General features: G+C 40.4%; 26 protein-coding genes. 13 read left to right on the plus strand and 13 right to left on the minus strand.

Annotation, left to right across the window (positions count from 1 at the left end):
* Positions 1-33: 33 nt before the first annotated feature.
* From N745_RS0100205 to N745_RS0100220, 4 genes are all read left to right on the plus strand, one after another.
* On the plus strand, positions 34-930 hold the full coding sequence (locus tag N745_RS0100205; RefSeq protein WP_157833718.1) for a hypothetical protein: 897 nt from the start codon (positions 34-36) through the stop codon (positions 928-930).
* Positions 931-1,071: 141 nt separating this feature from the next.
* Positions 1,072-4,458, plus strand: coding sequence for a VPA1262 family protein (locus N745_RS0100210; RefSeq protein ID WP_024850127.1), 3,387 nt, complete (start codon positions 1,072-1,074; stop codon positions 4,456-4,458).
* Between the two features lie 96 nt (positions 4,459-4,554).
* Entirely contained in the window at positions 4,555-5,136 is a 582-nt protein-coding gene (locus N745_RS0100215) for a hypothetical protein (protein WP_038070516.1), read from the plus strand.
* Positions 5,120-5,713, plus strand: coding sequence for an ATP-binding protein (locus N745_RS0100220; protein ID WP_024850129.1), 594 nt, complete (start codon positions 5,120-5,122; stop codon positions 5,711-5,713). Before N745_RS0100215 ends, N745_RS0100220 begins: the two co-directional genes overlap by 17 nt.
* A gap of 109 nt (positions 5,714-5,822) precedes the next feature.
* On the opposite strand, the gene N745_RS0100225 is transcribed toward N745_RS0100220, so the two are convergent.
* Positions 5,823-6,731 carry a hypothetical protein gene (locus N745_RS0100225; protein WP_024850130.1) on the minus strand — a complete coding sequence of 303 codons (909 nt, stop codon included), beginning with the start codon at positions 6,729-6,731 and terminating at the stop codon, positions 5,823-5,825.
* A 259-nt stretch (positions 6,732-6,990) separates the two neighbouring features.
* Here N745_RS0100225 and N745_RS0100230 point away from each other — a divergent pair, with 259 nt between their 5' ends.
* Positions 6,991-7,440 (plus strand): hypothetical protein, encoded by a 450-nt coding sequence (locus tag N745_RS0100230; protein ID WP_024850131.1) that lies wholly within the window; start codon positions 6,991-6,993, stop codon positions 7,438-7,440.
* A gap of 53 nt (positions 7,441-7,493) precedes the next feature.
* On the opposite strand, the gene mtnN is transcribed toward N745_RS0100230, so the two are convergent.
* From mtnN to N745_RS0100245, 3 genes are read right to left on the minus strand one after another with little or no spacing between them, the layout of a single operon-like run.
* The gene (gene mtnN, locus N745_RS0100235; RefSeq protein ID WP_024850132.1) at positions 7,494-8,189 is read right to left on the minus strand and encodes a 5'-methylthioadenosine/S-adenosylhomocysteine nucleosidase; all 696 of its coding nucleotides are present in this window, start codon (positions 8,187-8,189) and stop codon (positions 7,494-7,496) included.
* 60 nt (positions 8,190-8,249) lie between these two features.
* The gene (gene luxS / locus N745_RS0100240; protein ID WP_024850133.1) at positions 8,250-8,771 is read right to left on the minus strand and encodes an S-ribosylhomocysteine lyase; all 522 of its coding nucleotides are present in this window, start codon (positions 8,769-8,771) and stop codon (positions 8,250-8,252) included.
* 9 nt (positions 8,772-8,780) lie between these two features.
* Positions 8,781-9,632 (minus strand): glucosaminidase domain-containing protein, encoded by an 852-nt coding sequence (locus N745_RS0100245; RefSeq protein ID WP_024850134.1) that lies wholly within the window; start codon positions 9,630-9,632, stop codon positions 8,781-8,783.
* Positions 9,633-9,760: 128 nt separating this feature from the next.
* On the opposite strand from N745_RS0100245, the gene pip reads away from it, so the two are divergent.
* The 6 genes from pip to N745_RS0100275 all read left to right on the plus strand — a co-directional run bounded on the left by pip (position 9,761) and on the right by N745_RS0100275 (position 15,006).
* Positions 9,761-10,720 (plus strand): prolyl aminopeptidase, encoded by a 960-nt coding sequence (gene pip / locus N745_RS0100250; protein ID WP_024850135.1) that lies wholly within the window; start codon positions 9,761-9,763, stop codon positions 10,718-10,720.
* Positions 10,721-10,728: 8 nt separating this feature from the next.
* Positions 10,729-11,166 carry a D-aminoacyl-tRNA deacylase gene (gene dtd / locus N745_RS0100255; protein ID WP_024850136.1) on the plus strand — a complete coding sequence of 146 codons (438 nt, stop codon included), beginning with the start codon at positions 10,729-10,731 and terminating at the stop codon, positions 11,164-11,166.
* Between the two features lie 119 nt (positions 11,167-11,285).
* Positions 11,286-13,358, plus strand: a complete 2,073-nt coding sequence (locus N745_RS0100260) for an EAL domain-containing protein (RefSeq protein ID WP_245595648.1) — start codon at positions 11,286-11,288, stop codon at positions 13,356-13,358.
* Positions 13,359-13,371: 13 nt separating this feature from the next.
* Positions 13,372-13,716 carry an Hpt domain-containing protein gene (locus N745_RS0100265; protein ID WP_024850138.1) on the plus strand — a complete coding sequence of 115 codons (345 nt, stop codon included), beginning with the start codon at positions 13,372-13,374 and terminating at the stop codon, positions 13,714-13,716.
* Positions 13,717-13,726: 10 nt separating this feature from the next.
* Positions 13,727-14,365 carry a hypothetical protein gene (locus tag N745_RS0100270; RefSeq protein ID WP_024850139.1) on the plus strand — a complete coding sequence of 213 codons (639 nt, stop codon included), beginning with the start codon at positions 13,727-13,729 and terminating at the stop codon, positions 14,363-14,365.
* Positions 14,362-15,006 (plus strand): hypothetical protein, encoded by a 645-nt coding sequence (locus N745_RS0100275; protein WP_024850140.1) that lies wholly within the window; start codon positions 14,362-14,364, stop codon positions 15,004-15,006. Before N745_RS0100270 ends, N745_RS0100275 begins: the two co-directional genes overlap by 4 nt.
* Here N745_RS0100275 and moaC read toward each other — a convergent pair.
* From moaC to N745_RS0100320, 9 genes are all read right to left on the minus strand, one after another.
* Positions 14,991-15,470 carry a cyclic pyranopterin monophosphate synthase MoaC gene (moaC, locus tag N745_RS0100280; protein WP_024850141.1) on the minus strand — a complete coding sequence of 160 codons (480 nt, stop codon included), beginning with the start codon at positions 15,468-15,470 and terminating at the stop codon, positions 14,991-14,993. The two genes, N745_RS0100275 and moaC, sit on opposite strands and share 16 nt — an antisense overlap.
* A 270-nt stretch (positions 15,471-15,740) precedes the next feature.
* Positions 15,741-17,984, minus strand: coding sequence for a methyl-accepting chemotaxis protein (locus N745_RS11470; protein ID WP_024850142.1), 2,244 nt, complete (start codon positions 17,982-17,984; stop codon positions 15,741-15,743).
* A gap of 533 nt (positions 17,985-18,517) precedes the next feature.
* Entirely contained in the window at positions 18,518-19,726 is a 1,209-nt protein-coding gene (locus N745_RS0100290) for a molybdopterin molybdotransferase MoeA (RefSeq protein WP_024850143.1), read from the minus strand.
* Positions 19,727-19,791: 65 nt separating this feature from the next.
* Positions 19,792-20,283, minus strand: coding sequence for a molybdopterin synthase catalytic subunit MoaE (moaE, locus tag N745_RS0100295; protein ID WP_024850144.1), 492 nt, complete (start codon positions 20,281-20,283; stop codon positions 19,792-19,794).
* A gap of 3 nt (positions 20,284-20,286) precedes the next feature.
* Entirely contained in the window at positions 20,287-20,538 is a 252-nt protein-coding gene (moaD, locus tag N745_RS0100300) for a molybdopterin converting factor subunit 1 (RefSeq protein ID WP_024850145.1), read from the minus strand.
* 31 nt (positions 20,539-20,569) lie between these two features.
* Positions 20,570-21,565, minus strand: coding sequence for a GTP 3',8-cyclase MoaA (gene moaA / locus N745_RS0100305; protein ID WP_024850146.1), 996 nt, complete (start codon positions 21,563-21,565; stop codon positions 20,570-20,572).
* 183 nt (positions 21,566-21,748) lie between these two features.
* The gene (locus N745_RS0100310; protein ID WP_024850147.1) at positions 21,749-22,834 is read right to left on the minus strand and encodes a c-type cytochrome; all 1,086 of its coding nucleotides are present in this window, start codon (positions 22,832-22,834) and stop codon (positions 21,749-21,751) included.
* A complete protein-coding gene (gene soxC, locus N745_RS0100315) occupies positions 22,821-24,191 on the minus strand; it encodes a sulfite dehydrogenase (protein ID WP_024850148.1) in 1,371 nt (456 codons plus the stop codon). Before soxC ends, N745_RS0100310 begins: the two co-directional genes overlap by 14 nt.
* A gap of 247 nt (positions 24,192-24,438) precedes the next feature.
* Entirely contained in the window at positions 24,439-24,885 is a 447-nt protein-coding gene (locus N745_RS0100320) for a hypothetical protein (RefSeq protein ID WP_024850149.1), read from the minus strand.
* Between the two features lie 140 nt (positions 24,886-25,025).
* Between N745_RS0100320 and hemB the strand changes: the two genes are divergently transcribed.
* On the plus strand, positions 25,026-26,024 hold the full coding sequence (gene hemB / locus N745_RS0100325; RefSeq protein WP_024850150.1) for a porphobilinogen synthase: 999 nt from the start codon (positions 25,026-25,028) through the stop codon (positions 26,022-26,024).
* Between the two features lie 19 nt (positions 26,025-26,043).
* Complete coding sequence (gene aroE, locus N745_RS0100330) at positions 26,044-26,889, plus strand: shikimate dehydrogenase (protein WP_024850151.1); 846 nt, start codon at positions 26,044-26,046, stop codon at positions 26,887-26,889.
* The last annotated feature ends 10 nt before the right edge of the window (positions 26,890-26,899 follow it).

Raw genomic sequence — 26,899 nt, forward strand, 5'->3', positions numbered from 1 at the left:
ACACAAAGTGATGTTGAAAAGGCCAACAATTTGTTGAAAATTCAAAATGATGAGCTGCTTCATAGTTACCTTTTTAGAGCTCATAAAACACATGGAATTTTTGACTACTCGAATATTGTGAACTCTAAAGGTGGATGGAAATCTTTTCCTGCCGTTTTGCCGGAAACGCTGCACCTATATCCATCTATAGATGAGAAGACTGTTCTAGATAAACTTCTTCGTATCCATGCTACGTCTGTTCCAAAAAAAATGTTCGAGTATGATTTTGGTTTTAGAAAGGATTTGGAGTATTTTTTTACTCAAAAAGATTATTCGTATTCATCAATGATTAGGGTTTCAAAAACGGTTAGTATTCGTTTTTGTGATGCTTGTATCAAAGAACATATTCGAGAGCTTGGATATGGAATAATTGAAGAATCTTGGTTTCATTATACAAGTTGTAGCATTCACAATAAGCCACTGTATATTTTACAAGTCAACTCTAGAAGTAGTGCCGTCGAGCAATTAAGTCAAGCTTTGCGTGGTGAATTGCCAGTATCAGCAAAGTCATCACCTAACTTTTTTCAGAACTATTTTACAAAAGAGTTTTTTGAGCATGAGTTAATTCATGCCCCATGTCTTTTTGATGCATTTAGTAATTTCATCAAGTATGTATCGAAGACGAAGCATGCAAAACGTATGTTGGGCAAGAGTTATAGTTCTAACAGGGAGATGGGGCAACGATATTTGTTGGAGCATGTATATCTTTACCTCAAGAAAAGTCGTCCAAGATTACTTAATAAATATTGGCAGAAGTATGCTCAAACAATACAGGTAAGCAGTGGTGTTTTAGACAAAAACGCATTTACAGTTGAGATGGTAAAGTTCTCTAATGCAAATTGTCGAGACTGCGAACATATGAGATGTGTTGTGAAATATGGTGATTCTTAGCTAATTTGATTATGTCGTTAGCTTAGTTATGCAATTTAGTGACTTAATTCGTGAGTGATAACTGTAAGATAATTAAAAAGATTTTAGTAACCTTTGACTGAACTTCGTTTTTTGAGTCAAGATTAAGGAAATTGAATCGTGATGACTGTAGAAGAGATTATTAATGATAAGAATTTAGACCAGCTATTTTCCAAAAAAGATGGGACTTGTGCTATCCAGCTTTGGATTGCGCAAATAAAAATAGATAATCAAATAGATAGTCACATTTTGTATGGAAGAGTCCTCCCTTATAACTTTAGCTCAAATGAATGGAGCGCACCATTAAAAGATAACTTTAAGCCGTTTGACGAAATAAAAGCACAAGTGATTCGAGTTTCACTTTATTTCGAAAGCCGCTTTGCTAAGCAATTTATAGAGTTACTATCCGCTGGAAATGATCTGAAAAAGATTAGCGATACTTTTGGGTTTCAGTTTAGTAAAGGGTTAGAAAAGAGGGTTGGAACTGCAAGTCTAGGCAAGAATCTAATCCTCAAGCCATCATCATTTTTACTAAATAGAGATTCACACGATAGAAATACTATTCTAAGTCCGCATGGAAGTGCCGGAGTTGTGTGTGCAGCTATTTCAACTCTGAGTAAATATGAACTTATAAAAAACTTGGGGCTATATAGCGAAAAAATAATAAGTTATTTTGTGGAAAGGTTAAATGAGGAGACTGGCCTCAATTTTGCCAATGAAGATGCCGTTCGATTAGGTGATGTTGAGTTACTTGTTTTTCCAACATTAGATAAGAACGAGATTGAACAACTGGATGTAAGCTGGCGAAGTAACCAAAATGAAATGAAAGTACGCCTAAATAACGTCCAGACGCTGCCCAGTCAAAAGTATATTGTGCAGCTCAAGATTACGAATGATCATCAAGTAATTCTTTCAAGGGTAGCTCTTGTTGAGCGTGACGATGAAGACTTTATAGAGTGTTGTTTTGAAGTCCCTTCTCATTTGAAAAATATTGTTGATAGCACAGAAGTCGAAATCTATCGTCTAAACTCTACGGATGGTGTTGGACAGTTGTGTTGTTTTTGGAAGGGCGGTTATATTCGAGAGTTTTCTTCTATTATTCATGTTGTTGGCTCGGCCAATACCGATCCAGCAGCGCTTGGAAATTGGTTAAGTAAAATTAAAAACCCCAAAGAAGATATTAAAAAACGCTTGGATGCTTTGCAGGTGATTAATGATAGAAAAAATAAACATGAAGTATTGGTTGGTGGAAGAAAAGAAGATCCATGGGTTGAAGTAAATAGAAAAACAAAAAATTTAGTTTCTACTCTATGCCCTCCCCGCTCAGATAGCGAGTTTTTTGACAAAATGAGCGATAGCGACGGGGAAGGTTTTGTTCGTCTTGCAGAGTGGTTTAGAGAGTTGATTCAAAAGTATGGTAGTCACTATGTGTTGTATTTTGATCCATATTTTGAAGATGCTGGGGTTGGATTAATTGCTCAAAATGCTTCATCGAAAAGTAAATATATTATTTTTACTACTGTGCCATCATTAGCAAAAGAAGTTGAACATTTCACTGCAAGATCAACTAAAAAAAGCATATTTAAGCTGCGTACTGATGAGAGCATTAAAAAACTTCAAAGTAAAAGAATAAGAAAATGCTCTAAAGAGACTAAAGTTAAAACTACGGACTCTGGATGGCGCCGGATTGGGAACTTACTTGCATCTTGTAAGAGACTACATCAATATTTTGGTGCCATTGACTTCAAAATTTATGGCATGAAAGCCAGCGCACTTCATGACCGTTATATTATCGTTCTCGATCAAAATAAACTCCCTGTTGTTGGTTATAACATCTCTAACTCTATTCAGAAAGCTACTGAAAACCACCCTCTTTTAATTACCCCTATTCCAATGGACACCCTGCAAAAGGTAGTGACCTATTCCCAAAGATTAATTAAAAGAGCATTAAGTCAGGATGAAGCTATACAAGAGTTATTCGACTCTGAAAAAACTGAATTGGAACAGAAAAAAGTATTAAGCCCATTGTCTTTCTTAGATATAGCCGCTGCGGGGAATGTCTTGGCAATATGGACTGGTAATCTATCTTTGCAAAATTTAATGGGAGATTCCCTTCGTAATCAGATGCTGCAACTAGGATTAGTAGAGGGAATGTCGTTGAATCTAGATAAAGTGTCAGGGTTAAATGCCTTCATAAAAAAGTATGATGAAAGACAATTCAATGCACAATGGAATGTTGTTGGGGAAGTTTTGGCGTACACAACGTCAGCTCATGTAATAGACAGTTCGAATGATGAGGGCTTCTTGTTATTGTTAGACCAGTATCTTCGAGAAAGTATTTCTGGAGTGCCGGATGAAAACAGTCCTAATAAAATCGAGATAATGGATCCACGTTATTTTACACAGTCACTAGATGAGTTCTTTCACAGGACAGATCCAAACTTTCAAACTCATAGCGTAACGAGATATACGCTTGTTTCTTGGGGAGAATATTTTGCAATTAACATTTTGTGGAGGCATTCTCCTGAAAGGCTGGTGAACCTTGTTGAAGAAAGTACCAGCCATCTTCAAAATGAAGTTTCGTCTAAAAATGCAAAAAGGGTATCTGTAATGGGGCAAATAGTTGCTGAAATATCCCTTTCCATTGGATTTCGAGTCTTTAAAGGCAGACACCTTAAAGCTTTGGCTGCAAGTACCAATAGTTTGATGAATTGGCACTGCTTTCTAGGGTTGGAGCTAGTTTTGCATAGGTTCAGGGATCAAAGTACTGCCTATGTGATGAAGTTTTTGTCACAGTATTCACAAGATGAAAAGATAAAAGTGTTAGGTTGGTTGTTACGTCGATTGCCAGAGCAAGATGAACATCAAAAAACAATTCAGGATACTAAGCAGGCTTTATTTGAAATCCTGCCACAAAAAATGAAGCAGTGTGATGTAGAGTTGTTAGTTACAAGTTTGCTTAGTCATATGCGCCAAATTAAATGGAGTGAACCTTGGCTATTTGATGAAATAATTCAACCTTTGTTGGAAAGCGGCAGAGTTGACTATGACGATATTTGTGATGTCTGGATTCGTGAGCTGGTTAATGATCTAAATGAGAAGTTTTCTGGAGGAAATGTAACCTTCCAGAAACACTTAGAAGGTAGGGTTACTCAAATCGCATCTTATTTGTTTGCTATGAGTTCTATAGAAGCCCAAACTAAGCACCTGAAAGCATTTAAGCAGATTTTAGATAAGTCCAAGCGTAACATTCTTCAGCCATTGGCCAGCACGACAAATTGGTCTAAGTGGAATGATTCTATAACAGTGGTTATATGGATTTATGCCTTTACTAAATGGATTGATTATTTCAAGGGTGAGAATGTTGTTCACAGTTCTTTCACAAAGTTGCAAGAAGATGCATTTTCAGTGATTGAGTTTCATTTAACAGACAACTTGGGCATATTAAAATATGATTTGCTTGCTTTCATTGATGAGTCAGGATGCTTTCGTGTGAAACAAGATCAATGAACTTATTTAAGAAGGTAAATGAATAAAAATCGCAAGCAGCGCTCGCTTTTATACGAAATTTCTAAAAAAAGCTAACTAGCTTAAATGGTAAAGATTATGTCTGAATGGAAAAATAGTATTGTTACTTATATTGATCTGGTTGGTATAAAAGGCATTGCAGATCGAGGACAATCCATGGCTACAGATATAATGCGTAGTGTGCATCGTTTGGTTGAAATGGAAATGAATACAAATATGCCAAATCATGACCACTGCTATATTTGGAATGATTCTGTTCTGCTTTTATCCGTTCTTGACGGCACATATTCCACTAGAAAAATTGATGATGTAATGAGAGATGCGAATGGTCTCAAGAGAAAAATAGATCAAATTAATCCTAGTTATGCCATTGCAGTAAAAGGACAAGTGTTTCCCGACGAAACAACATTCTATGCGCCAACGCATGATGGCTGTTCTAGTCAATCGAGAACGCTAAGGTTGAAAACTTCATCATATGCCATGGGAAATTGTTTCTTTATTGAGTCCGAGCTAGGAAAAAAACTAAAAAAACCATGGTATGTCGATAGCAGAATAGCAAAACAACTAAGTTCTACACAAACTCATACAAAACATAATGTGAAAATGCTTCCAAACAATAGTGAACGATCAGTGTGGGTATACAATGACCACCTTTGGTAAAGAAGTTATGTCTGAAAACACTGTAAAAACTCTCAAACGAAGACTGAGAGACGGTCAACACACCATAATTTTAGCTAATCGAACCGTTGATAAAGCACCAATAATTTTTAGTGCGGTTGAGCAATACAAAAGTGAAGAAGATATCACCATTATTCATATTGATTTATGGGAGGTAAATTATTTTTGTGAGGCCGCTATAAACTTAATTGATAGTTATCTTCTGGAGGAAAAGTTAAGTATCCCTAAGCCTGATATAACTAATGGAGGTTCTTCTTTAATAAATCTAATTAGCTTTATTTTGGAACGCGAACAGTTGCTTGGGAGACGAGTTCTTTTGTATATAGACGAATTCCAGAAGTTGTCAGAGTTTGATGATATGTCTGTATCAGAAAGTGAAGGGATTTCATTAACGCCAGGATCAGTCTTTTTGCGACGATTGAGAACATTAATACAAAGTCAAACTGTAACCTTGTTTGCAACGGGAAGTGATGCTAGTTTAATTGACTTATTTAGCCAATATCATGCGCCCTTTTATAAGGCAGCAATGCCATTAATTATTCGAGGTGATGAAGAATAGCAAAGTGTTGCTATCTTTTACATCGAAGTGTTTTTCACGAGTAATCCAATGGATGTCGTTTTTTGATTGGGTTGGTGTAAAAAGATCAGCTCACTATTGGAACTTTGCTCTAAAGTTTCTTGAGGCTTTGATAATAGCTGAAAGCTTCAATAACTCGTTCCTTGAAACTAAGCTTTCTGCTCATGTCACGGTGTTTATAACTAAAAAGCCTATCTCCTAATGTACACCTTCCAACTGGTAAATAATCGTCATCATATCTTCTGTCACGCAGGCTCATTTCAATCTTATCAATGTCAAATAAGTTTTCTTTGAAATGAATTGCATCTAATGGAATTTTTACGATGCCTTTTGGGTGTCTATTTATAACTATCCACTCATTGTGTTCCATAGTTTTTACTTTTGGATCATTTGCCGATCCAATGATGTTTGCAAAACACAAAATGTCTGCAATGGGTACGCTCGGAGTTATAAGCAACCCTGGATACGTTGTGTCTGAAGCAAACCCGTTTAATATATCCATTTCTACATGAATATAGTTATCTCCCTTATTTAGAGCTTCATGGCATAACCGTGCAACATGTGAGGCATAGAGATAACTGTGAGATTTGTCTTTTATAGCCCTTGAAATTGTTACATGAGATAGGCCAGATTGTTGAAGTATGTCTTGGGTAAAGGAATAAAGCTCAAGAGTTTCGTCAATAATAGCTTGGTACTGCCTATCTAAGATATCTAGAGCGGTATAAAAGGCGTCCTTGAATTGACCATAACGCCAGTCGCTTAATATTCGATCCTCTAGGAATGGATATCGGTGAAAACCTAACGCTTGCCTGACAATAAAAGCCAAAAAAACATAGCCTAGCCCATTTTTAGTTGAGGTATAAGAATGGAAGGAATTAGATTTAAAGATGGAGTTATTGACGTCGATTGGATGAGCAATACATTGGTAAAGTAATTCGTTTTCAATGCGAAATCTATCTGTGACTTTTGGCATTTTGGTTAGTTGAATCTCTTCATGCATCACGAACAATCTCTCTTAATGTTTTATTTCTATTGATAGGCTATGGCGTCCATATTGTGTATGGGGTTACAAAACATAAATGTTATGAGTCACATTTTATAAAATAATACATATTAAAATAATGCTATTAGTGTGTAGACTTTATTGTCTTCTGAGGCCATAGTCCATAGGGACAAACTTTATTGTTTTTTTCTAGTCTTAAGGACAAACTTTATTGTCTCTGCACAAATGCCCAAAACGAACAAGAGATGATAAACAGATGAACTTATTAAACCTTGACCCTCAGACAAAAGAACCTTTTACAAAAATTGTACAGACGCTGATTCAGAAGCATAAGCTTGATCCAAACGAGATATTTATGAATGTTTTGGAGAGCCAAGAAGAGCCTGAAATGAATTATTGGATGACTAAGGTGTTGGTTCAAGAGCATTTTGTTTCACCACGGCAAGAAGTTGCGAGAGATGCAGAAGGCGAAGTCGTTAAGCCGTTGCAAGCAGCTTGTTTGTTGCAAAATGTTGGTATGGTTGCAGCACTGTTAGAAATGAATGCTTTTCAAGGGGGCGTCACAGATCATGACCTTCAGCTTGCAGCGCGTATGGCTTCTCGTCACGAAGATCAGGCTGTATTAGGTGTGATTATGCGTTATGCGCAAGAGGTTGGTAGCTTAGAAACTTTTATGCGCGAGTTGCAAGGTGCTCAGCTGCAATAAGTGGAAAATCTGCCAGGCTGGGGTAAGTTTAAACCTACCCAGCCTGGCATTTTTTAGCGAATCTCTTTCAACATTTCTAGAATAAGTTTTGCTGAGTGGGTAGCCGCCTTTTCTAAATACTGTTCGAAAGTGATGGCATTTTCTTTGCCAGCAATGTCCGAAAGCGAACGAATAATAACAAAAGGCACTTCAAAAGCTTGGCAGGTTTGCGCAATCGCTGCAGCTTCCATTTCACAAGCAATCATTTCAGGAAAATCAGAGCGTGTCTTTTCAACATCTTCTGGCTGGTGCATGAAGCGATCGCCAGTGGCAATCAAGCCATGCATATGCGAAACCTCTCCCAAAGTTTCAATGCTGTTCTTGGCAATTTCTACCAGGCTGGGGCTTGGCAGAAAACAAGCTGGTGAACCGGGAACTTGGCCTAGTTCATAACCAAAAGGGGTAACGTCAACATCGTGATGGCAGACGGCTGCACTGATGACGATGTCACCGACTTCTAAATCGGTATGAAAGCCGCCCGCAGAACCTGTGTTGATAATATAGTTTGGCTCATAAAGCTTAATTAACAAAGCCGTTCCGATAGCGGCATTCACCTTACCGATGCCTGATTTCAGTAAGACAACGTCCTTACCGTTTATTTGACCAATGTAGTATTCAAATCCGCCGTGGATTTCGGTAACTAAATTTTGAATTTTAGAGCGTAGCAGGCTGACTTCCTGCTCCATTGCACCAATAATTGCGATTTTCATATGGTTCTCATTTGAGTGGCAAAAAAGAAGAGTTTCTGTTGTTGTCTACTTAAATAGATTTTACAGCTCGTTACCCAGTGCTTTTAGCGTTTCTGCGCTTAGAGCAATGTCTTCGTTTTTGTTAACGCCAATGCCATGATCAATCACCATTTGTGCGATTTCTTTGGCTTCTTCTAATGAATGCATTTGATAAGTACCGCATTGGTATTCGTTTAGCTCAGGAATCTCTTCCATGCGCTCAACATTTAGTACGTCTTTCATTGCTTCAAGCCAAGCCTTTCCGACGCGTTCTTCAGAAGGCGTACCGATTAAACTCATGTAAAAACCTGTGCGACAGCCCATAGGAGAAACATCAATGATTTCAACGCCATCACCATTTAGGTGTGCACGAATAAAGCCGGCAAAAAGATGCTCAAGGGTGTGGATTCCTCTTTCTCCCATCATTGATTCGTTAGGTTTGTTAAATCTTAAATCAAATACAGTAATGGTGTCGCCTCCCGGTGTTTGCATGGTTTTTGCGACACGAACAGCAGGTGCATTCATGATTTTATGGTCTACAGTGAAGCTGTCTAGCAAAGGCATAATTTACTCCTAATTAGAGGGGGCGTTTTCCGCAATGGTATATTGGTTAAAACGAGAAAGTTTATTGTAACGAATCATGTGTTGCAATGCTTTTACATATACTTCTTTTCTAGCGGAATAATTAATTAATCCCTGCGTCATCTCGATGGCAGAAGGTTTACGGTTTTGTTGGCGTTCCTGATAACGTATTTGGCGAAGCAATTGGTAGCTTGCATGAGTATTTAGGTTTTTCAGGTAGTCCTGTACTGAAAAGAATGGATGTTGAAAGCGTTTTACTTCGTGGTTGGCATCTTCATCACGCTGTTTCGGGACAAGACCACATCCTTGTTTATAGCACCATTGGCCAAAGTAATTATTGCCTTGTTTCGCAAAACGGGAGGTTCCCCATGCCGTTTCATTGGCGGCTTGGGCAAGTGCCAGTGGAATAGGTATGATATCGACACGTTTTTTGAGCATTAATCGGTCTTTTGATTGTGAAGGATCGAATGTTTTTAGCTTGTACCGCTCTGCTAATTGAGATAGCCATTGTTTGTCAGTTTCAGTAAGTATTTCAACCCTTTTTAGTACAGAGAGTAAATGAGCTCTGTCCGCTAAAATTTGTTCGTTTGCGTAGTAAACCAATGGTGTTAGAAAGTTGAAAAAAGCTTGCTTACGCTTTGCCCCAATCTGTATTTTGCTAAAATTTGGCGCAGGAGACAGAATTTCTTTTGCAATAGCGTTCTTGTCAAATGATTTTAACGGAGGCAAAGCCGGTACGGGGGTGGCCGTTTGATTTTCGTTAGTTTCTTGAGACTCTATTTGGTGACAGCTGAATAAGCTGAAACAGACGACTAAAAGGCTTAAAAATTTAATAAATTTCATCCGAGATATTATAGTTTATCTTAAGATATAAGTCATTTAGTGATCAAACCCTCTTACAGCAATAGCTGCAATATTGGACTGAAAGAGATATTAGCTAGATAGATATACTACACTTGCAGGAGAGATAAATGTCGCTGGAAACGGTTTTGTATCCCTATATTGAGCCCTTTGTTCAACATAGTCTTCAGGTAGATCAAACACACACTTTGCACTTAGAAGAGTGTGGTAATCCAAATGGCATTCCAATGTTATTTGTACATGGCGGGCCTGGTGGAGGCTATGGTCCTACGCATCGACGTTTTTTTAACCCTGAACGTTATCGCATTATTCTTTTTGATCAACGTGGTTGTGGTAAATCAACTCCTCATGCTTGTTTGACCAATAATACAACTGCGCATTTGATTGAAGACATTGAAAAAATTCGTCGTCATTTAAACATTGAAAAATGGGTTTTGTTTGGTGGTTCTTGGGGATCAACCCTTAGCTTGCTGTATGCAGAGGCGTACCCTGAGCGTGTTTTAGGGTTGGTGCTTCGGGGTATATTTTTATGTCGAGATGAAGATGTTAAATGGTTTTATCAGCAGGGAGCAGATCGATTTTTTCCAGATTTTTGGCAAGAGTTTATAGATCCTGTAGCGGAAGAAAAGCGTCACGACATGATTGGTGCTTATTATGAATTGCTGACAAGTGAAGACGAAGTTGCTCGTATGCGTGCAGCGGAAGCTTGGTCTGTATGGGAAGGGCGCACATCTACGCTCCAACCTGATGAAGACATAGTTTCACATTTTGGTAGCCCTTATCATGCCTTGGCAATGGCGCGCATTGAGTGTCACTACTTCAAAAACCATGCTTTTATTGAGCCTAATCAGATATTGGAGAATACAGCTCCTATCGAACATATACCTACTAAAATCATTCATGGTCATTATGATATGGTCTGCCCAGTGAATCAGGCTTATGAGCTGGCAGAAAAATTACCCAAAGCAGAATTGACTATTTGTCATTATGCAGGTCACTCGGCAATGGAGTTGGAGATTGCAAAGCAGCTTGTATTGGCAACAGATGAACTCTTGAACCAAGTTGATTGAGGCCGAAAGTGATTTGTATTTTGCAAAGAGTGACTCAAGCCAGCGTCGAAGTTGAAGAAAAAACCGTAGGGGCGATTGAACAAGGGTTGATGGTGTTATGCGGTTTTCAGCCGGATGATACTTCAGCATCGCTTGAGAAAATGATGAATAAGCTTTTAAAATTTCGAATTTTTTCGGATGAACAAGGCAAAATGAATTTGAATATTCAGCAGGTAGAAGGGCGCTTCTTATTAGTGCCGCAATTTACTTTGGCGGCCGATACCTCCAAAGGAAATCGTCCTGGGTTTCATACTAGTGCTCCGCCACATCTGGCAGAAGCGTGGTTTAACGAATTTGTGCAATTAATGAATAATGTTTATCCAGGAAGTGAAACTGGAATTTTTGGCGCTGATATGAAAGTCAGTCTAATTAACGATGGGCCTGTGACCTTTCAATTAATCACTTGATAACTACTTATATATAGATATAAGTTTTTCTTGCCTAGGCTCAAGCGATAGAGCGTTTTATTTTGACGAGAAACCCGTTACACTAATAGTCTTTCAGATACGCTTTTTTGGAGTTTAGGTTGATAACAACTCATCTAGATATGTCTTCGGCAGTGATTCTGGTAGTGGATGATGACCAAACGAGTTTGTTAACAACGCAAAAAGTTCTCGAAAAGTCCGGTTATAAGGTCTTGACGGCTGACAATGGTCGTGATGCCGTGTCTGTGTTTATGGAACACAAGCCAAACCTCATTATTATGGACGTTATGATGCCTGTAATGGATGGTTTTGCGGCGACAACAGCCATTCGTAACTACACCACAGATCAGGCCGTTCCCATCTTGATGCTAACCTCGCAAGATGACTTAGAGTCGATAGAGCAGGCTTTTGATGCTGGCGCTACAGATTTTTTAATTAAGCCGATCAATTGGACGTTGCTTGGGCAGCGGGTGCGTTATTCTTTAAAGTCTTCACTAACTGAAGATCAACTTAGAAAAACGCAAGCGCAGATGCTTTATGCGCAAAAACTTGCCAAGTTGGGTTATTGGGAGTGGGACGTTAAGGCGGATCAAGTGCTAGCTTCTTCTTCCGCATTTGAAATTTTTGGTATCCCAAACCAAGCGGATGTCACGCTAGACCAGTTTATTGCCAATGTCGCGCCAAAAGATATTCCTTTAATTCAACAAACCATTGCAGATGCTAGCCAAGGCTATCAAGATATACAAGTTAGCTTTAGAGTGATGCATCATGACCAATCTATAAGTCATGTGGATTGTTTGGCAGAAGCTATTTATGAAGATGATGAGTTGATTAAGTTGATGGGATCTGTTCAGGATATTACCCGTTTGCACAAAGCCGAAACGCTTATTGATTACCAGTCAAATCATGATGTCTTAACCGATTTAGCGAATCGTTCATTTTTCAATCGACGCATATCGCATTTCCTAGAGTCTGTTAATTATCAAACAATGAGCGCGGTTGTCATATTAGACATCGACCGCTTTAAAAAGATTAATGATACCCTTGGTCAAGAAAACGGCGACGCACTCTTACGAAATGTTGCATTACGCTTGAAGCGAGTAACCAGAGAGGAAGATGATATTGCTCGCTTAGGTAGTGATGAATTTGCGATTCTGATTCGTTACGCTAAAGATGTTGCCGAGCTACATTTGTCCGTAAATCGTATTTTCCAAGACTTGTCTAAAGTATTTGTTATTGATGGACAAGAGCACTTTGTCACATTTTCTATGGGTGTGTGTGTTGTTGAGAAGGGCGAAGATTCGGCCAATGAGCTAATTGCCAATGCAAACGTCGCTAGAACTGAGGCCAAATCAGCCGGTGGAAACCAGGTTATTTTCTATCAGTCAGATATGAATGCGGAAGCCCGGTCTCAGTTAATGCTGGAAAACGACTTGAGAAAGGCTTTAGAGAGAAACGAAATCGAAGTTTATTATCAACCGCAGGTGGATGCCAAAACCCTCGAAATTATCGGTGCAGAAGCTTTGGCAAGATGGAAACATCCAACAGAAGGTTATATTTCTCCAGGTATATTTATCCCGATAGCAGAAAGTACGGGGCTGATTGTCGAAATAGGTCGATTTGTACTGAAGACCGCAGTAAAAGATGCAGAAAGATGGCAAAAGTCTGGATATGACTGCGTTCATATTGGTATTAACTTATCAGGTCGCCAATTTACACACAGTGATTTGATGAAAGATATCCAGGGTATTTTGCAAAACACGTCTTTGCCTGCAAATTGTATTGATCTGGAAATTACGGAAAGCCTTGCTATGAGCAATGCTGATCAAAACATATCTATCTTGAAAGGCCTGAAAGCAATGGGTGTTTCTTTGTCGATTGATGACTTTGGAACAGGCTATTCTTCATTAGCCTATTTGCAGAGCTTCCCGATTGACACCATAAAAGTGGATCGTTCTTTTGTGTTGAACTTAGGTACTCATGAGGGGCAAGCCATTGTGAAAACGATTTTGGCAATGGCAGAATCCTTACAGTTGAATGTTGTTGTTGAAGGCGTAGAAGAGGATTTCCAAGTCGAATTCTTGCAAGGCAAACACTGTCAAATATTCCAAGGATTTAAGTTTGGCAAACCAATGGATTCTGATGCCTTTTTCAAGGTGTTAACGTCAAAGTGATAGGAAGTCTTTGATGGCAGAATTGATAGACTTTAAACATCTCGATATGTTGAGAGATGTCATCGGCGATGATTTAAAAGAAATATTAGAGGTATTTATTACAACTGCCCCTAATGATCTTATCGGCATGCAGCAAACGCTAAGTTCGCAGGATGCGGAAGGTTTGCGTTTGCATGCTCATACTATGAAAGGAAGTGCAGCAAATGTCGGCGCAACAACCTTATCGCTGTTGGCAAAAAACATTGAAGAGATGGCCAAGTCGGGTGAACTTCCTGTTGAGGGAAAAGAGTTAAATGAGCTTGAAGATACCTTAAACAAGGTTATATCAGCATTACAAGATTACATAAAAAATATATAAGAGAAAAAGTATGCATTATTCTGTTACATCTGATGAAACTTTTGCGGCTAAAGTGCCTCATCATATTTTCAATATCAACGTTATTATTACGCACCTAGCCATTTCTCAAGTGTCTTTAGAGCTTGGTCATGGAAACCCTTATTATTTTATTCTGGTGCCGTTAATTTCATCCATGGTTATTGCCTATATTTACTTTCACGGTAAAACGGTCGAAAAAACGAAAAGTTGGTTTGTTGCTGCTAATTGGCAGCTTGCATGGCGAAGAAGCCGACGTCTGTTGATGGCTTATGTAGCTGCGTTTGCAATCATTTTGTTGTTTGGTTTGATGGGCAAGCTATTTGGTGGCGGTTTGATGATGAATGATTTTACCGATGATGGTTCATCGAGTTCTATTGTCGGTAAAATCGGTTTGTACTTTGGTGCATTGATTGTTTTTGTAACAGTACTGATTAATTTTCTACAAACAGGTATTTCCGTTTACGATGCCGGAAAAGGGATTATCGATCCTAAAATCGCCAAATACCTACCGAGAGATGAAAATGCCAATGAAGAGCTTGGAGAAGGCGATGATGAGGTCTCTCACGATGGTCAAAAGCAAATGGACAAAGCCCCTCACTCAGATGACAAAGGGGCTGGAGAACAAGTATGAGCCAGACGTCAAAACCGATTTTGCCTATTTCTCTATGGGTGTTTTTAGCTGGAATAGGTCTTACCGCACTTTTATTGCTTTTGGTTCCTAGCGAAAAAGAAATTGATCAGAATTTACTGCCTTGGAATAGCCATTATACTGCTGATAACCATTTACAAGCACTTGGTTTGACGTTGAATAAGTCAACCGTTTCAGATGCTGAAAAGTTATTCGGTAAGGATGTCGAGGTTCAAATTTTTTCCAAAAAGGATGAGAGCAATAAGACAGCGGAAGTGTTTTTTCCTTATATCTCTGTTGCAGCAATTACCGGTTCTTTAACGTTAAGTTTAAATGTACCTGGTCAAATGTTAGATGAGATGTATTCTAGAGGCGTTAAAACAACGGTTAATTCTTTAGGGAATCGTCAAGTTACGCCAGTGAAAGGTGATGCTCAAAAGCTGCTGGGATACACTATTAGAAATGTAACCTTAGCACCCAAGAATAAGCTGACAGAACGTGGTATTCGTTTGAGATTTGGTGAGCCAGACCGCATGACAGAAAATGCAGACGGCTCTACTCGTTGGATTTATCGCAATAAGGGTGTTGAGGTTATTTTTAACCCTGACGGGCCAGACGCTTTACAATATTATCGCGTCCAGTGACCGCTTTTTCCGCCTTTCTTTTCTAATAGTTGTACCTGGTCGATAACCATACCTTTATCGACTGCTTTACACATGTCATAAAGCGTAAGAGCAGCTGTTGTAGCAGCGGTTAAAGCTTCCATTTCCACGCCTGTTTGACCAACCAGTTTGCATATTGCGACGATCTCAACACAGTTGTTATCAACATTAGGTTCAAGCTCAACCTTAACCGAGGTTAACATCAGAGGGTGGCACATAGGAATGAGGTCTGGCGTACGTTTTGCCGCCATAATGCCGGCAATACGTGCGGTAGCCATGACGTCCCCTTTTTTATGAGTGCCATCCATAATCATTTGGAGAGTGTTAGGTAGCATGTGGATTACAGCCATGGCACGAGCCTCACGCTCTGTATGAGCCTTTTCGCTCACATCTACCATTCTGGCTTGGCCTTTTTCATCAATATGAGTAAGTGTTGGTTCTGTCATAATTTTCCCACTGTTTGAAGTTTCGAATTTTGTCAAGAGTGTTCCCGAAGGGCTTCACATACAAAATAATGGGCTATTTTAAACAATCACTATGATTATTGCATGGGATTACTTACTTTCTACATTCCTGAAAGTTGCTTACACTTGGAAGTAATGCTAATTCTTATGGCAGGGATTAAGTATTTATTTTTGGTTGCTTGTGGATTGCAAAAAAGCTATCACGTATGCCGAAGACATCGTCTTCGGCGTGACTTGAATTGATAAAAAAGACTAGAATTCAGCCCATTTATCGCCAGAGGCATTAGTTTCTTTACTCGTTGTTTCTGACTTGTTTTCGACTTTTTTAGATCCATTTAATGTTGCAACAGTCTTTTTATGCTCAATTTTTGCCACGTTATTTTCTGAGGGTGGGGTCTCATGTTTATGGATCAATTTTGATTCTTCACCAGTGTTGAAAAATGCCATATCATTTTCTAGATTATTAGCCTGTTCACTCATACTGTCTGCGGCTGCTGCAGTTTCCTCGACCAAAGCAGCATTTTGTTGTGTCACTTCGTCAATTTGACTGATGGCTTTATGCACTTGCTCTATACCTTCCATCTGCTGATTGGAGGCTTGGGCAATTTGCTCTATCATTTGCGTGACTTCATCAATGGATTGATCGATTCCAGATAGCACTTCACCGGACTCGGATGCGAGTGAGGTTCCTTGGTCTATACGGGTGACACTCTCGGAGATTAAAGTATTGATTTCCTTCGCGGCATCAGCTGATTTTTGTGCCAGAGAACGTACTTCCCCTGCGACTACGGCAAAACCTCGTCCATGTTCACCAGCACGTGCAGCTTCGACAGCAGCATTTAGAGCCAACAAGTTTGTTTGGAAGGCAATGCCGTCTATCAAGGAAACAATATCAGAGATTTTATGGCTGGAATCTTGAATAGCACCCATGGCTTCGATTGTTTGTTTCATTACGGTAGAACCATTGCTGGATTGCTTTTGTACGGCATTCGCCACTTCAGAAACATCCTTTGTAAGTTGTGAATTATTCCTAACGGTTGAAGTCATTTCTTCCATCGTGGCCGAGGTTTCTTCAATTGCGGCTGCCTGCTGTTGAACGCGTTGGCTCAAATCCATAGCACCTTGTGTAACTTCCTGAGCACCCTGTGAAACTGTGTGCGCAGCCTGATTAGCTTGCCTGATGACCTCAGCCAAGTTGCTGATCGTATTGTTGACCGTTTGTTTGAACTCATGTAGTTGACCTTTGTAATTACCAGTGACGGTTTTGGTCAAGTTGCCATGTTCAACTTCCATCAAGACATTAACCGCTTCATTAACCGGTAGCACGATTCCATCAAGTATCTGGTTGACTCCAGAGATCATTTGCTTCCAATCTCCCTGAAATTGGCTGGCATCGGCACGTTTATCAAGCTCGCCATCAACTGCGGCTTGTATGAGGATGTTGGTGTCTGCAGAGATGGCTTTGAGGTTGGTTCGAACAGTTTCAATGGCTTCGTTGATAAAGGCTTTTTTGCCAGGTAATTTTTCCATATCGGCATTGAAATTCCCTTCACCAAAAGACTTGAATACAGCCATAGCTTTTTTGTTTACGGAGATATGGTCATCAACCATAGTGTTCACGCCACGAGCCATTTTGCGGAAGTCACCCAAGAATTTTTCTTCATTAATGTGTATGTCAATATCTCCTGCGTGGTGCTTTTGATACATTTGGTCCATATCATGCAAAAGCAATTGGACTGTTTCTTGTAAGCGTTTCATTGCGCTTAATAATAACCCTGTTTCATCAGAGGTATTAACCTCTATAGTGCTGGATAAATCCCCTTCTGCGATCGCATTTGCGGTATTAACAGCGTTTTTTAGTTGCTTAGAAATGTTTTTAGGAATGGAATAACCAATCCACAGTGCACCAAGCAAAATTATGGCGAACACTGAAAAGGCAATATTTTTGAACTGATTGACCTGGTTTGCCAGTTGTTTCCGGATTTCGGCGGATTTTGATAAAGCTGCTTCGCCGGCTTTATCGAGGTTATCTCGAAGCGCAGAAAACCTAAGATCGGCATTTTTGTGTAGTTCCATGATTTCGGCTTCGCCAACTTTATCAATGGCCGTGACTAACTTATCAGATTGTTGTTTCCAGGCTTTAAAATCAGATTTAAAGGTCGACGACTTGGCGAGCACATCAGGATAATCTTGCATTCTTGAACGATATTCTGCATAACGGTCAGAAACCTGCTGAGCATTTTCATTGCGTGACGCATTAGCTTTCTCTGCAGAACCAAGGTGAGTCACTAAATTTAGTTCTGCTACCTTTGCTTGATAAAGGTCGCGATCGGCATTTAGGGTTAATGAAATGGCTTTAACAAACTTGTCGGCTTGTAGTTCGATTGAACGTTTTTGCATGTCCAGCATTTCAGAGAAAATGAACAGTAACGCAATAATTGAGGCTGCTAAGACTAATATAGGAATTGAGGCTTTGACTCGGATAGTGTTTAACATTTATATTTCCTTATTGCGTTGTTGCTTGGCTAAAACTGTGGCCAGTAACTTTGCACATTTCCATTTTTGTTGTTTACGTTGCCTTTTGGGTTTTCTATTTAGTTGCTCTAGCGTTTCCCAAAAAAGTTATATTTCTACCCTAAACCCCGTTTATTTTATGTCGCGATAGGGTAAAAAACGGGTTGCATAGAGGATTAATCCTGCATCCAGTTTTAAAGATAACAATATATTACACTATTTCTGGTCGGTTAGTCTTTACTCAAGCAATAGGATTTCTTTAATGGCGCGATTTGCATATTTACATTTAAAGAAAACTCAGCTCAACGAGAAGGTTGTATTACAAACGTAAGGTTGGGTAGTGATAGAATTTTTAAAGTTAAATTTTGATTAGTAAGTGATTAAAGCTAGCTTTTCAAAAAAACACAGAAACTATTGATTGTGGCAGCTAACTTTAACCATAATGCAAGAACACACTTGTAGAAAACTATTTGGATGTGCATTCCTGGCGTCTTTTAATGAATTGTGCAGACACACTAGCTCAGGCTGTTAAAAGGAAAAAAAGCTACTTTATCGCCTTTTGCGATAGTTGTATCTTCTGGAATAACGACAAAACCGTCTGCCCAGGCGGTTGAGGTCAAAACATTAGAACCCTGTTTTGGAAAAACCTCAACCTTTGTTTCTTGAGTTTTCTCATCATTTACCAATCTACCGCGGGCGAAATCGCGACGGAAATTAGGTTTGGTCCAATCAAAATCAGCCTTTAACCATAAAGGAGTAGGGATAACATTTTTAGCACCTTGCATGGTTAGCAAGAAAGGTCTAGCGAAAAGGTAGAAGGTTGCAAAAGCAGAAACAGGGTTGCCCGGTAAACCGATAAAAGGTGTGCCCAGAATATTTCCATAAGCTAAAGGCTTACCAGGTTTCATTTTAACCTTCCACATGTCTAATGCACCGAGTGAGTCGACAGCCGGTTTGATATGGTCTTCTTCACCAACAGAGACACCACCAGTGGTGACCACCACATCAGCTTGTGAGGCAGCATTTTTCATTGCTTCGATTGTCGCTTCCAAGCTATCTTCAACTTTACCCAAATCAATCAATTCAAACCCCAGCTGAGGGATCGCACCTGATAGTGTAAAACGATTGGCATTAAAAATTTTGCCCGGCTGGGGAGTTTCCCCTGGCTCTAATAGTTCATCACCAGAGGTAAAAGTTGCAATACGCAGTGGGCGATAAACTTGAATGTGAGAAATGCCGATTGAAGCAATTAGCCCTAGATCTTGCGGGTTGAGTCTATGGCCTGTTTCAAACAATGTTTGACCAATGGAAATGTCTTCACCAACCACGCGTACGTTATCCCCCAGCTTGGCAGATTTTGTCAAAATCTTAATTTGGTTTTCACCAAATGCTTCAGTGTCTTCTTGCATGACGACAGTATCAGCACCTTCAGGCATGGGGGCGCCGGTAAAGATACGTGCGATGGTATTGGGTTCAAGTTTTGTGCCTTGAGAACCGGCAGCAATGCGTTGGCTAACGGTAAAAACATCATTGTTTTTTAAGTCTTCAGCACAAAGTGCATAGCCATCCATTTGACTGTTATCAAAAGAAGGAACATTCAGTTCTGAGCGGATATCTTGAGCTAAAACATAGCCTTGCGCTTTTGCAATAGGTAAAGTCAAGTGGCCATCTGTTGGTTGGGCTTGTTGAATAAGGTAATCTAAAGCTTCATCAAAAGTTTTCATAATATCTTCCAAAAAAATCCCCGCGATTGCGGGGAAATGACAGATTGTTTGTTTAAATTTCGTTGTTAAGCAGTTTGCTCATTATCTACAGTTTGATGCCAGCGTGCTTCCGCTTCTTTGTCTGAAACTCGTGCATCAACCCAGCGCGTTTCGCCATCTGGAAAGGTTTCTTTTTTCCAGAAGGGAGCGTTGGTTTTTAAATAGTCCATAATAAAGTGAGCTGCCTCAAACGCAGCCTCACGATGGCGTGAACTGACCGCTACCAATACGATTTGATCACAAGGCATCATTTCACCAATGCGGTGAATAATGAGGCTACTTTGCAGTGGCCAGCGCTCGTGCGCTTGAAGACGAATGGCTTCAAGAGCCTTTTCTGTCATCCCAGGATAGTGTTCTAATTCCAACACTGAGATGTCATCACCTTCATTTATATCGCGTACAGTTCCGATGAAAGAAACGACAGCGCCTATATCTTTATGCCCTTCACGCAAGGCTTTGATCTCTGTTGATAAATCAAAGTCTTCTTGCTGAATTTTAATGAAAGGAAAAGTGCTCAAGTGTTAGCCTCCGGTTACCGGTGGAAAGAAGGCAATCTCATCGCCAGGTTTTAGCTGTGTGCTACGATCCGCGACATCGTGGTTAACGGCAATTTGCAAATTTGTATTGTCTGCAAGTGCCACTCTCCATTGTTCACCTCGATCTGCAAGTGCATTTAGCACACAGTCTACGGTTTTAAAGTTATCAGAAGGTAAAGATTCTTGGCTTTGTCCCAAGACTTCTCTAAAGTTTGCAAAGTATAAAATCTCTAACATTTTGCGTTCCTTAGTTTAATTGCCTATTTGATTAGCCACCTAGGCTAACCATTTGACGGAATTCAATATTATGGACATTTTCATTGAAGAAATGGCGCTCTGGTTTTTTTAGCATCGCATCCACAATTAGTTGTTTTAACCCTTCATCGCTAATGCCTTCTCTAATCGGAGTGCGCAGGTCAACTGAGTCTTCTTGGCCTAAGCATAATGCTAGTACACCACGTGCTGTTAGGCGAACTCGGTTGCAGCTCTCACAGAAGTGCTGGGAGACTGCTGAAATAACGCCGATGCGCGTGTCAGTGCCCTTAATGATAAAATTCTTAGATGGACCATCATGCGACTTGCCTGTTGAAGGGATAAGATCTGTACCAACATGTGCCTTGATGCGCTTCATAATTGCATCCATAGGGTAGTGCTGATCCATTAAACTGATGCCGGCTTCACCGATAGGCATGGTTTCGATAAAGCGTACTTCTACACCTTTTTCCAAACCGTAATCAACCATGCGCTCAATTTCACTATCGTTAGTGCCTTTCATAACAACCATATTGAACTTGATCGGGTTTAAGCCCGCTTCTAGCCCGGCATCGACACCAGCAAGAACTTTCTCCAAGTCGCCGCCTCGGGTAATTTCTTTAAATAAGGCAGGCTTTAAGGAGTCAATTGAAATATTTGCACGAGTAATGCCTGCTTTTTTTAAAGCCACAGCGTGTTTATCTAAAAAGTGAGCATTGGTCGATAATGCAATCTCTTTAAGGCCTTCTAGTGGACTAATGGTTGATACAAAATCAGCCAAGCCCTTTCTGACCAGAGGTTCGCCGCCTGTTAGGCGTACCTTGGTGACACCAAGCTCAACAAATGCTTTGATAATGCGACTAAGTTCGTCAAAGTCTAAATATTCGGTATGTCGACCTTCTGGATGTGCACCTTGCTCAGGCATACAGTAGCCACAACGGTAGTTGCACTTGTCAGTCACTGACACGCGCAAATATTCTATTTTTCTGTTAAAGGGATCGATTAAAGCCATTACGTTATATCTGTTTGGGAATAACGGGCTATTCTACGGCTTTTGATTGGTTTTTCAAGTATTTATTGATGAAAAGTCAGGGTTTAGACAGGGTTTGTTTCGTTGAGCTTTTTATATTCTTTAGATAATAAAAAAGCCCGCATAAGCGGGCTTTTTTTAGGTCCTAAACTTAAAAAGTTTAGATTACATTCCTGCGTGACCTACACCTGGAGGTGCTTCATGTAAACGTTGTGGAACGTTGTACTGGAAGCTTCCATCAGGAAGTTTACGTGCTTCAACGAAGTCATGTGCATTACCTTTACCGTCACCAACCATGTAGTCAGGACAGTCTTTCATGCAACGTGCGTTGTGCACAACTGGACGGTGATCACAGAAGAAGTTACCTTGGTTTTTCATGAACTTGTTTTGCTTCATTAGCAATACAGAGTTGTAGAAATCATCATCTTCTAACTGTACTGGGTTACCATCTTTGTCATAACCTTTAGGGATGTAGTTAGATTGCATGATGTAACCAACCATACCCATGTAACCAGCGTCTCCGATAAATGGAGCGTTTGGCGTCCAGAAAGGCATTGCACGACGGATGTAGTCAAACAAAGTCGTAGCATACGGCCAGTAGTTACCTACAGTTTTCATAGGTGCTGGCGCACGTGGGTCAGTCGAAACAAGGCTTTCGTCAACTGCTAGAGGAAGATAACCTTTAGCACCTTCACCGAATTCACCGTGACACATACCGCAGAACTTAACGTAGACTTCTCCACCTTTTTCTACAGTCATACCAACTTTAGGATCAGGAAGACCATTACCGTCACCATCTACAGAGATGTTCCAGATTTTCAATGCAGATTCAGCGATTGGCGTACCAAAACCGTTTGCAACGAAAGTCGTATCATCATAATAGTGCTTCTTAGCAGCATTATGAACATCTACGAAAGCCGCAGGAACCTTACATTGACCATTTCCGTGGTCACCACCGTCGATAGCGTCATCAACTTCGAAAGAGTATGGGTTTTTTGGATCCAACTTTCCGACTAGACCAGCACGACCGTTCATGTTGTCTTTACCAAGAATCTGTTCGATAACTTTTGAATCTAGGTATTTACCACCATTCGCATCGATGATTTCTTTGTAGTTAGATGCATATTTGCCATCTGTTTTTGAAGCATCACCAGCGTTGCTACCAGAATTGCCAGACATTGCGAATGCAGAACCTGCAAATGCGAAAGAGACAATACCTGCTGCTAAAAGAGTTTTCTTAGTACTGAACATTTTGAATCAAGCCTCCGTTTTTGCCACCTTCCCAAGGATGTACTCTCCAAGTTACCATCGCTGTACGGTGATAAACGTTGTTTGTACCTTCAATTGCACGCATTTGCGGCATTGTAGGCTGTACATATCCAGTTTCGTCAGTCGTACGGCTCATCAAGAATGCTTCAGAACCATCCCAATCCCATTCAATTTCGAAACGAGTCCAAGCTTTATCTAGAACAGGTGAAGTAAAGTGTGCTTCTTTCCAGTTTTTACCGCCGTCGAATGAAACATCAACGTGAGAAACTTTACCACGACCAGACCATGCTAGACCACGTACATAGTATTTACCAGGACCTTGCATTTTGAAGTCTGGAGATGGGTAAGTGATTACAGAGTTTGCTTCCATGTACCATGAGAAGCGTTGTGCAGTACCATCAGGCATAAGCTCTGTGTACTTAGAAGTTTCTTCACGGTGTTGTAGAGGAACATCATGTACATAGATACGACGTAGGTATTTAACCCACATGTTCGCTTCACAACCAGGAACAACCAAACGAATTGGGTAGCCTTGTTCACGACGTAGTGCTTCACCGTTTTGAGCGTAAGCAACGTAGCAGTCATCCATAGCCATATCAACAGGGATAGAACGTGACATACCAGAAGCATCAGAACCTTCAGGAATGATCCACTTACCTTCTGGCTTGATACCAGCTTCTTTCAGAAGGTCAGATAGACGAACACCAGTGTATTCAACACATGACATCATACCGTGAGTCCATTGAACAGAGTTCAACTGAACACCTTTCCATTCCATCGCACCGTTAGCAGGACATTCGATGAAGTGAATACGCGAGATTGATGGGAAACGCTTTAGATCGTCCATAGTGAAGATCAAAGGACGCTCAACCAAACCGTGGATAACTAAACGATGCTTTGCAGGATCGATAGTTGGAACACCACCGTGGTAACGTTCGAAGTGAAGACCGTTTGGCGTGATGATCCCGTTCAAGCTTTGAATTGGACACATAGTGATTGACGCCATTGAGTCAGGCGTTAACCATTCAAGCGTACGACGCTGAACTTCTTTCTCATAAGGAGAAGGCATACCGTATGGGTATTTACGAACACCAAAACCAAGAGATTTACGTTCCATCTGATCAGGTAGAACAGTTGTAATTTCTTTTTCGCCTTTGTAAGGTGCGACGGCTTTATTTGGGTCGAACTTATTGACTCCATCAACCGAGTCAGCTAGAGCGGATTTGGTGAATAATACACCACCCGCTACCGCTGCACTTCCTTTTAGGAAAGCACGACGGCTTTGATTGCGAGATTCCTCAGTTTGGACCGCAACCTTTTCAACGATTTTATCTGTCATTTAATGCTCCTTGATTGACATCCCTGCTTAACAAAAATGCCTCAGATTCAAGAGTTTACTATTTAATATAGCTTATTTTAAACCCGCGCCATTTTTGCATAGACATAATGCCACGGAATTACTGGACGATTATATTAAGTTTAAAGGGGGTTAAGTTCAAGCGCTAAACCCCTAAAAATTAGCAAATCCTGATATAATTTTTTTATGCCCAAGTGACTTTTTTCTATTTGTAGGGTTTTAAAGCCTGCTATTGAGGTAGGTCTTTTCGGCTACAGATGGGGCCTGTCTTAGGATTTTCTATATCTTCTGCGACTTGAGCTAGAAAAGCTTGAAGCTCGTCCACTGTGAGTACAGAAAGAATTTTATTCATGATTTCCGGCTTTATAGCGACGGTTGTGTAAAGACCGCTTTCTAGTTTTACCTGAACACCACATGCATCTGCTAAAACGCCTTCGGAACTGTTGCCTTCGATCTGGGCTGCTTGCTCGCCAAATAATAAGTCCGAATAATATTCTTCAAGTGCATCAGCTTGCTCATCGTTCATTGAACCTTGTACGGAAACTTCATAGGAGGTTTCATCAAGTGGCGTTTTTTCTTCGCGGACATTTGCATCTATATTATGTTCCTTTGCAAAAGCGACAAACTTTTCTGCAATCGGAAGGTCGAAGAAGGTGTACTCAAAATTATCTAACATAAATTCAACCCCTTTAAGTTGAGTTGTTCGGTGCTGACTTGCGTGTTATCGGGTTTATTTTGCTAGAAGATGAGAGTATCATCTACCGCACCTTATTCAACACGCGTTCTGCGTTATAGAGATCAAAAAAAGGACAGTCCATGATTGAACGTCAATTTCCAATTACCCGCATGAGACGTATGAGAAAAGACGATTTTTCACGTCGTTTGATGAGAGAAAACGTCTTGACTGCGAATGATTTAATTTATCCGATGTTTGTTATTGAGGGAGTTAACAAGAGAGAAACCATTGCCTCTATGCCAAACATTGAGAGACTGAGTATAGATCTTTTAGTGGCAGAGGCTCAAGAATTATTTGAGCTTGGTATTCCGATGATTGCGCTTTTTCCTGTACCTCATGCCGAGACGAAATCTTTGGATGCAGTTGAAGCATATAATCCTGATGGTCTGGTGCAACGTGCAGTTAGAGCAATTAAAGATGTTGTGCCTGAAATGGGTGTGATGACAGATATTGCTTTAGATCCATACACGACTCATGGTCAAGACGGGATTATTGATGAAGAAGGTTATGTGTTAAATGATGACACGATTGATGTGTTGATGAAGCAAGCCTTATCCCACGCTGAAGCGGGCGCGGATGTGGTTGCACCTTCAGATATGATGGATGGTCGCATTATCGAAATACGTGAACTTTTGGAAGATAGCGGCTATATCAATACGCGTATCATGGCTTACTCAGCGAAATATGCGTCAGCTTATTACGGGCCTTTCCGCGATGCAGTGGGTTCTTCGGGTAACCTAGGTAAAGCGGATAAAAAAACTTATCAAATGGATCCCGCTAACAGCAACGAGGCTTTGCATGAAGTCGCGTTGGATTTAAATGAAGGTGCTGATATGGTAATGGTTAAGCCAGGTGTTCCTTATTTAGATATTGTTAGACGTGTGAAGGATGAATTTAAAGCACCGACTTATGTTTATCATGTGAGTGGTGAGTATGCGATGTTGAAAGCCGCAGCGATCAATGGCTGGATTGATGAGCGTGCAGTTGTGATGGAAACCTTATTGAGCTGCAAGCGTGCGGGTGCAGATGGTATCCTGACTTATTATGCGAAAGTGGCAGCACAATGGCTGGCAGAGTAGAATCTTGAGCGTCTAACCTATGAATCAAATTGATTGCTATGCGGTAGTCGGGAATCCGATTGCTCACTCCAAGTCACCACAAATTCACCGTTTGTTTGCTGAGCAGACAAACCAAGAGCTGGTGTACGAAGCGATTCGTATCGACGCTGAGAAAACACCGTTTAATTATGCCGTACGTCAACTCATGGCAAAAGGTTATAAAGGGTTGAATGTCACCGTACCCTTTAAGCTGGATGCATTTGACTTTGCTGATGAACTGACCGCTAGAGCACAAACTGCACAAGCAGTAAATACGCTAGTGTTTCATGATGATGGTAAGGTGTTGGGTGACAACACCGATGGTATTGGACTGGTTAATGATATAGAGCTAAATGGCAAGCGCCTGTTCAAAAACCAAAGGGTTTTGATTTTAGGCGCTGGCGGTGCGGTACAAGGCATCTTGCAGCCACTGCTGGAAAAACAGCCGATTTGTGTTCATATTGCAAATCGCACAGCGGCTAAAGCAGAAGAATTGGCGCAAAGGTTTGCCGGAGACATTTCAATAACTGCCAGTGGTTGGGAGGAAGTTCCTTTGAAACCAGGCTATGACATTATCATTAATGGCACTTCTGCCAGTTTGGAGAATAAAGTTCCGCCCATTCAAGAAGATTGTTTAAAACTGGATAGTTTGGTTTACGACATGATGTATGGCGCTGAGCCGACAGTGTTTATGGCTTGGGCAAAACAACATCAGCCAGACTGTACAGTTATGGATGGGTTAGGAATGTTGGTGGGGCAAGCAGCGGAAGCTTTTAACTTATGGCGAGGCGTTCGCCCTGAAACAGCCAGCATTATTCAGCAGATTCGAGACAGTATTTCAGCTTAGTTTCTAAGAC

This window comes from Hydrogenovibrio kuenenii DSM 12350 (genome assembly GCF_000526715.1).
Lineage (GTDB): Bacteria > Pseudomonadota > Gammaproteobacteria > Thiomicrospirales > Thiomicrospiraceae > Hydrogenovibrio > Hydrogenovibrio kuenenii.

Bases quoted from the DNA above. Each gene is read 5' to 3' on its own strand.
- N745_RS0100210 (WP_024850127.1), top strand. From the start codon at position 1,072: ATGACTGTAGAAGAGATTATTAATGATAAGAATTTAGACCAGCTATTT.
- N745_RS0100215 (WP_038070516.1), top strand. From the start codon at position 4,555: ATGTCTGAATGGAAAAATAGTATTGTTACTTATATTGATCTGGTTGGT.
- N745_RS0100220 (WP_024850129.1), top strand. From the start codon at position 5,120: ATGACCACCTTTGGTAAAGAAGTTATGTCTGAAAACACTGTAAAAACT.
- N745_RS0100225 (WP_024850130.1), bottom strand. From the start codon at position 6,731: ATGCATGAAGAGATTCAACTAACCAAAATGCCAAAAGTCACAGATAGA.
- N745_RS0100230 (WP_024850131.1), top strand. From the start codon at position 6,991: ATGAACTTATTAAACCTTGACCCTCAGACAAAAGAACCTTTTACAAAA.
- mtnN (WP_024850132.1), bottom strand. From the start codon at position 8,189: ATGAAAATCGCAATTATTGGTGCAATGGAGCAGGAAGTCAGCCTGCTA.
- luxS (WP_024850133.1), bottom strand. From the start codon at position 8,771: ATGCCTTTGCTAGACAGCTTCACTGTAGACCATAAAATCATGAATGCA.
- N745_RS0100245 (WP_024850134.1), bottom strand. From the start codon at position 9,632: ATGAAATTTATTAAATTTTTAAGCCTTTTAGTCGTCTGTTTCAGCTTA.
- pip (WP_024850135.1), top strand. From the start codon at position 9,761: ATGTCGCTGGAAACGGTTTTGTATCCCTATATTGAGCCCTTTGTTCAA.
- N745_RS0100265 (WP_024850138.1), top strand. From the start codon at position 13,372: ATGGCAGAATTGATAGACTTTAAACATCTCGATATGTTGAGAGATGTC.
- N745_RS0100270 (WP_024850139.1), top strand. From the start codon at position 13,727: ATGCATTATTCTGTTACATCTGATGAAACTTTTGCGGCTAAAGTGCCT.
- N745_RS0100275 (WP_024850140.1), top strand. From the start codon at position 14,362: ATGAGCCAGACGTCAAAACCGATTTTGCCTATTTCTCTATGGGTGTTT.
- moaC (WP_024850141.1), bottom strand. From the start codon at position 15,470: ATGACAGAACCAACACTTACTCATATTGATGAAAAAGGCCAAGCCAGA.
- N745_RS11470 (WP_024850142.1), bottom strand. From the start codon at position 17,984: ATGTTAAACACTATCCGAGTCAAAGCCTCAATTCCTATATTAGTCTTA.
- N745_RS0100290 (WP_024850143.1), bottom strand. From the start codon at position 19,726: ATGAAAACTTTTGATGAAGCTTTAGATTACCTTATTCAACAAGCCCAA.
- moaD (WP_024850145.1), bottom strand. From the start codon at position 20,538: ATGTTAGAGATTTTATACTTTGCAAACTTTAGAGAAGTCTTGGGACAA.
- moaA (WP_024850146.1), bottom strand. From the start codon at position 21,565: ATGGCTTTAATCGATCCCTTTAACAGAAAAATAGAATATTTGCGCGTG.
- N745_RS0100310 (WP_024850147.1), bottom strand. From the start codon at position 22,834: ATGTTCAGTACTAAGAAAACTCTTTTAGCAGCAGGTATTGTCTCTTTC.
- soxC (WP_024850148.1), bottom strand. From the start codon at position 24,191: ATGACAGATAAAATCGTTGAAAAGGTTGCGGTCCAAACTGAGGAATCT.
- N745_RS0100320 (WP_024850149.1), bottom strand. From the start codon at position 24,885: ATGTTAGATAATTTTGAGTACACCTTCTTCGACCTTCCGATTGCAGAA.
- hemB (WP_024850150.1), top strand. From the start codon at position 25,026: ATGATTGAACGTCAATTTCCAATTACCCGCATGAGACGTATGAGAAAA.
- aroE (WP_024850151.1), top strand. From the start codon at position 26,044: ATGAATCAAATTGATTGCTATGCGGTAGTCGGGAATCCGATTGCTCAC.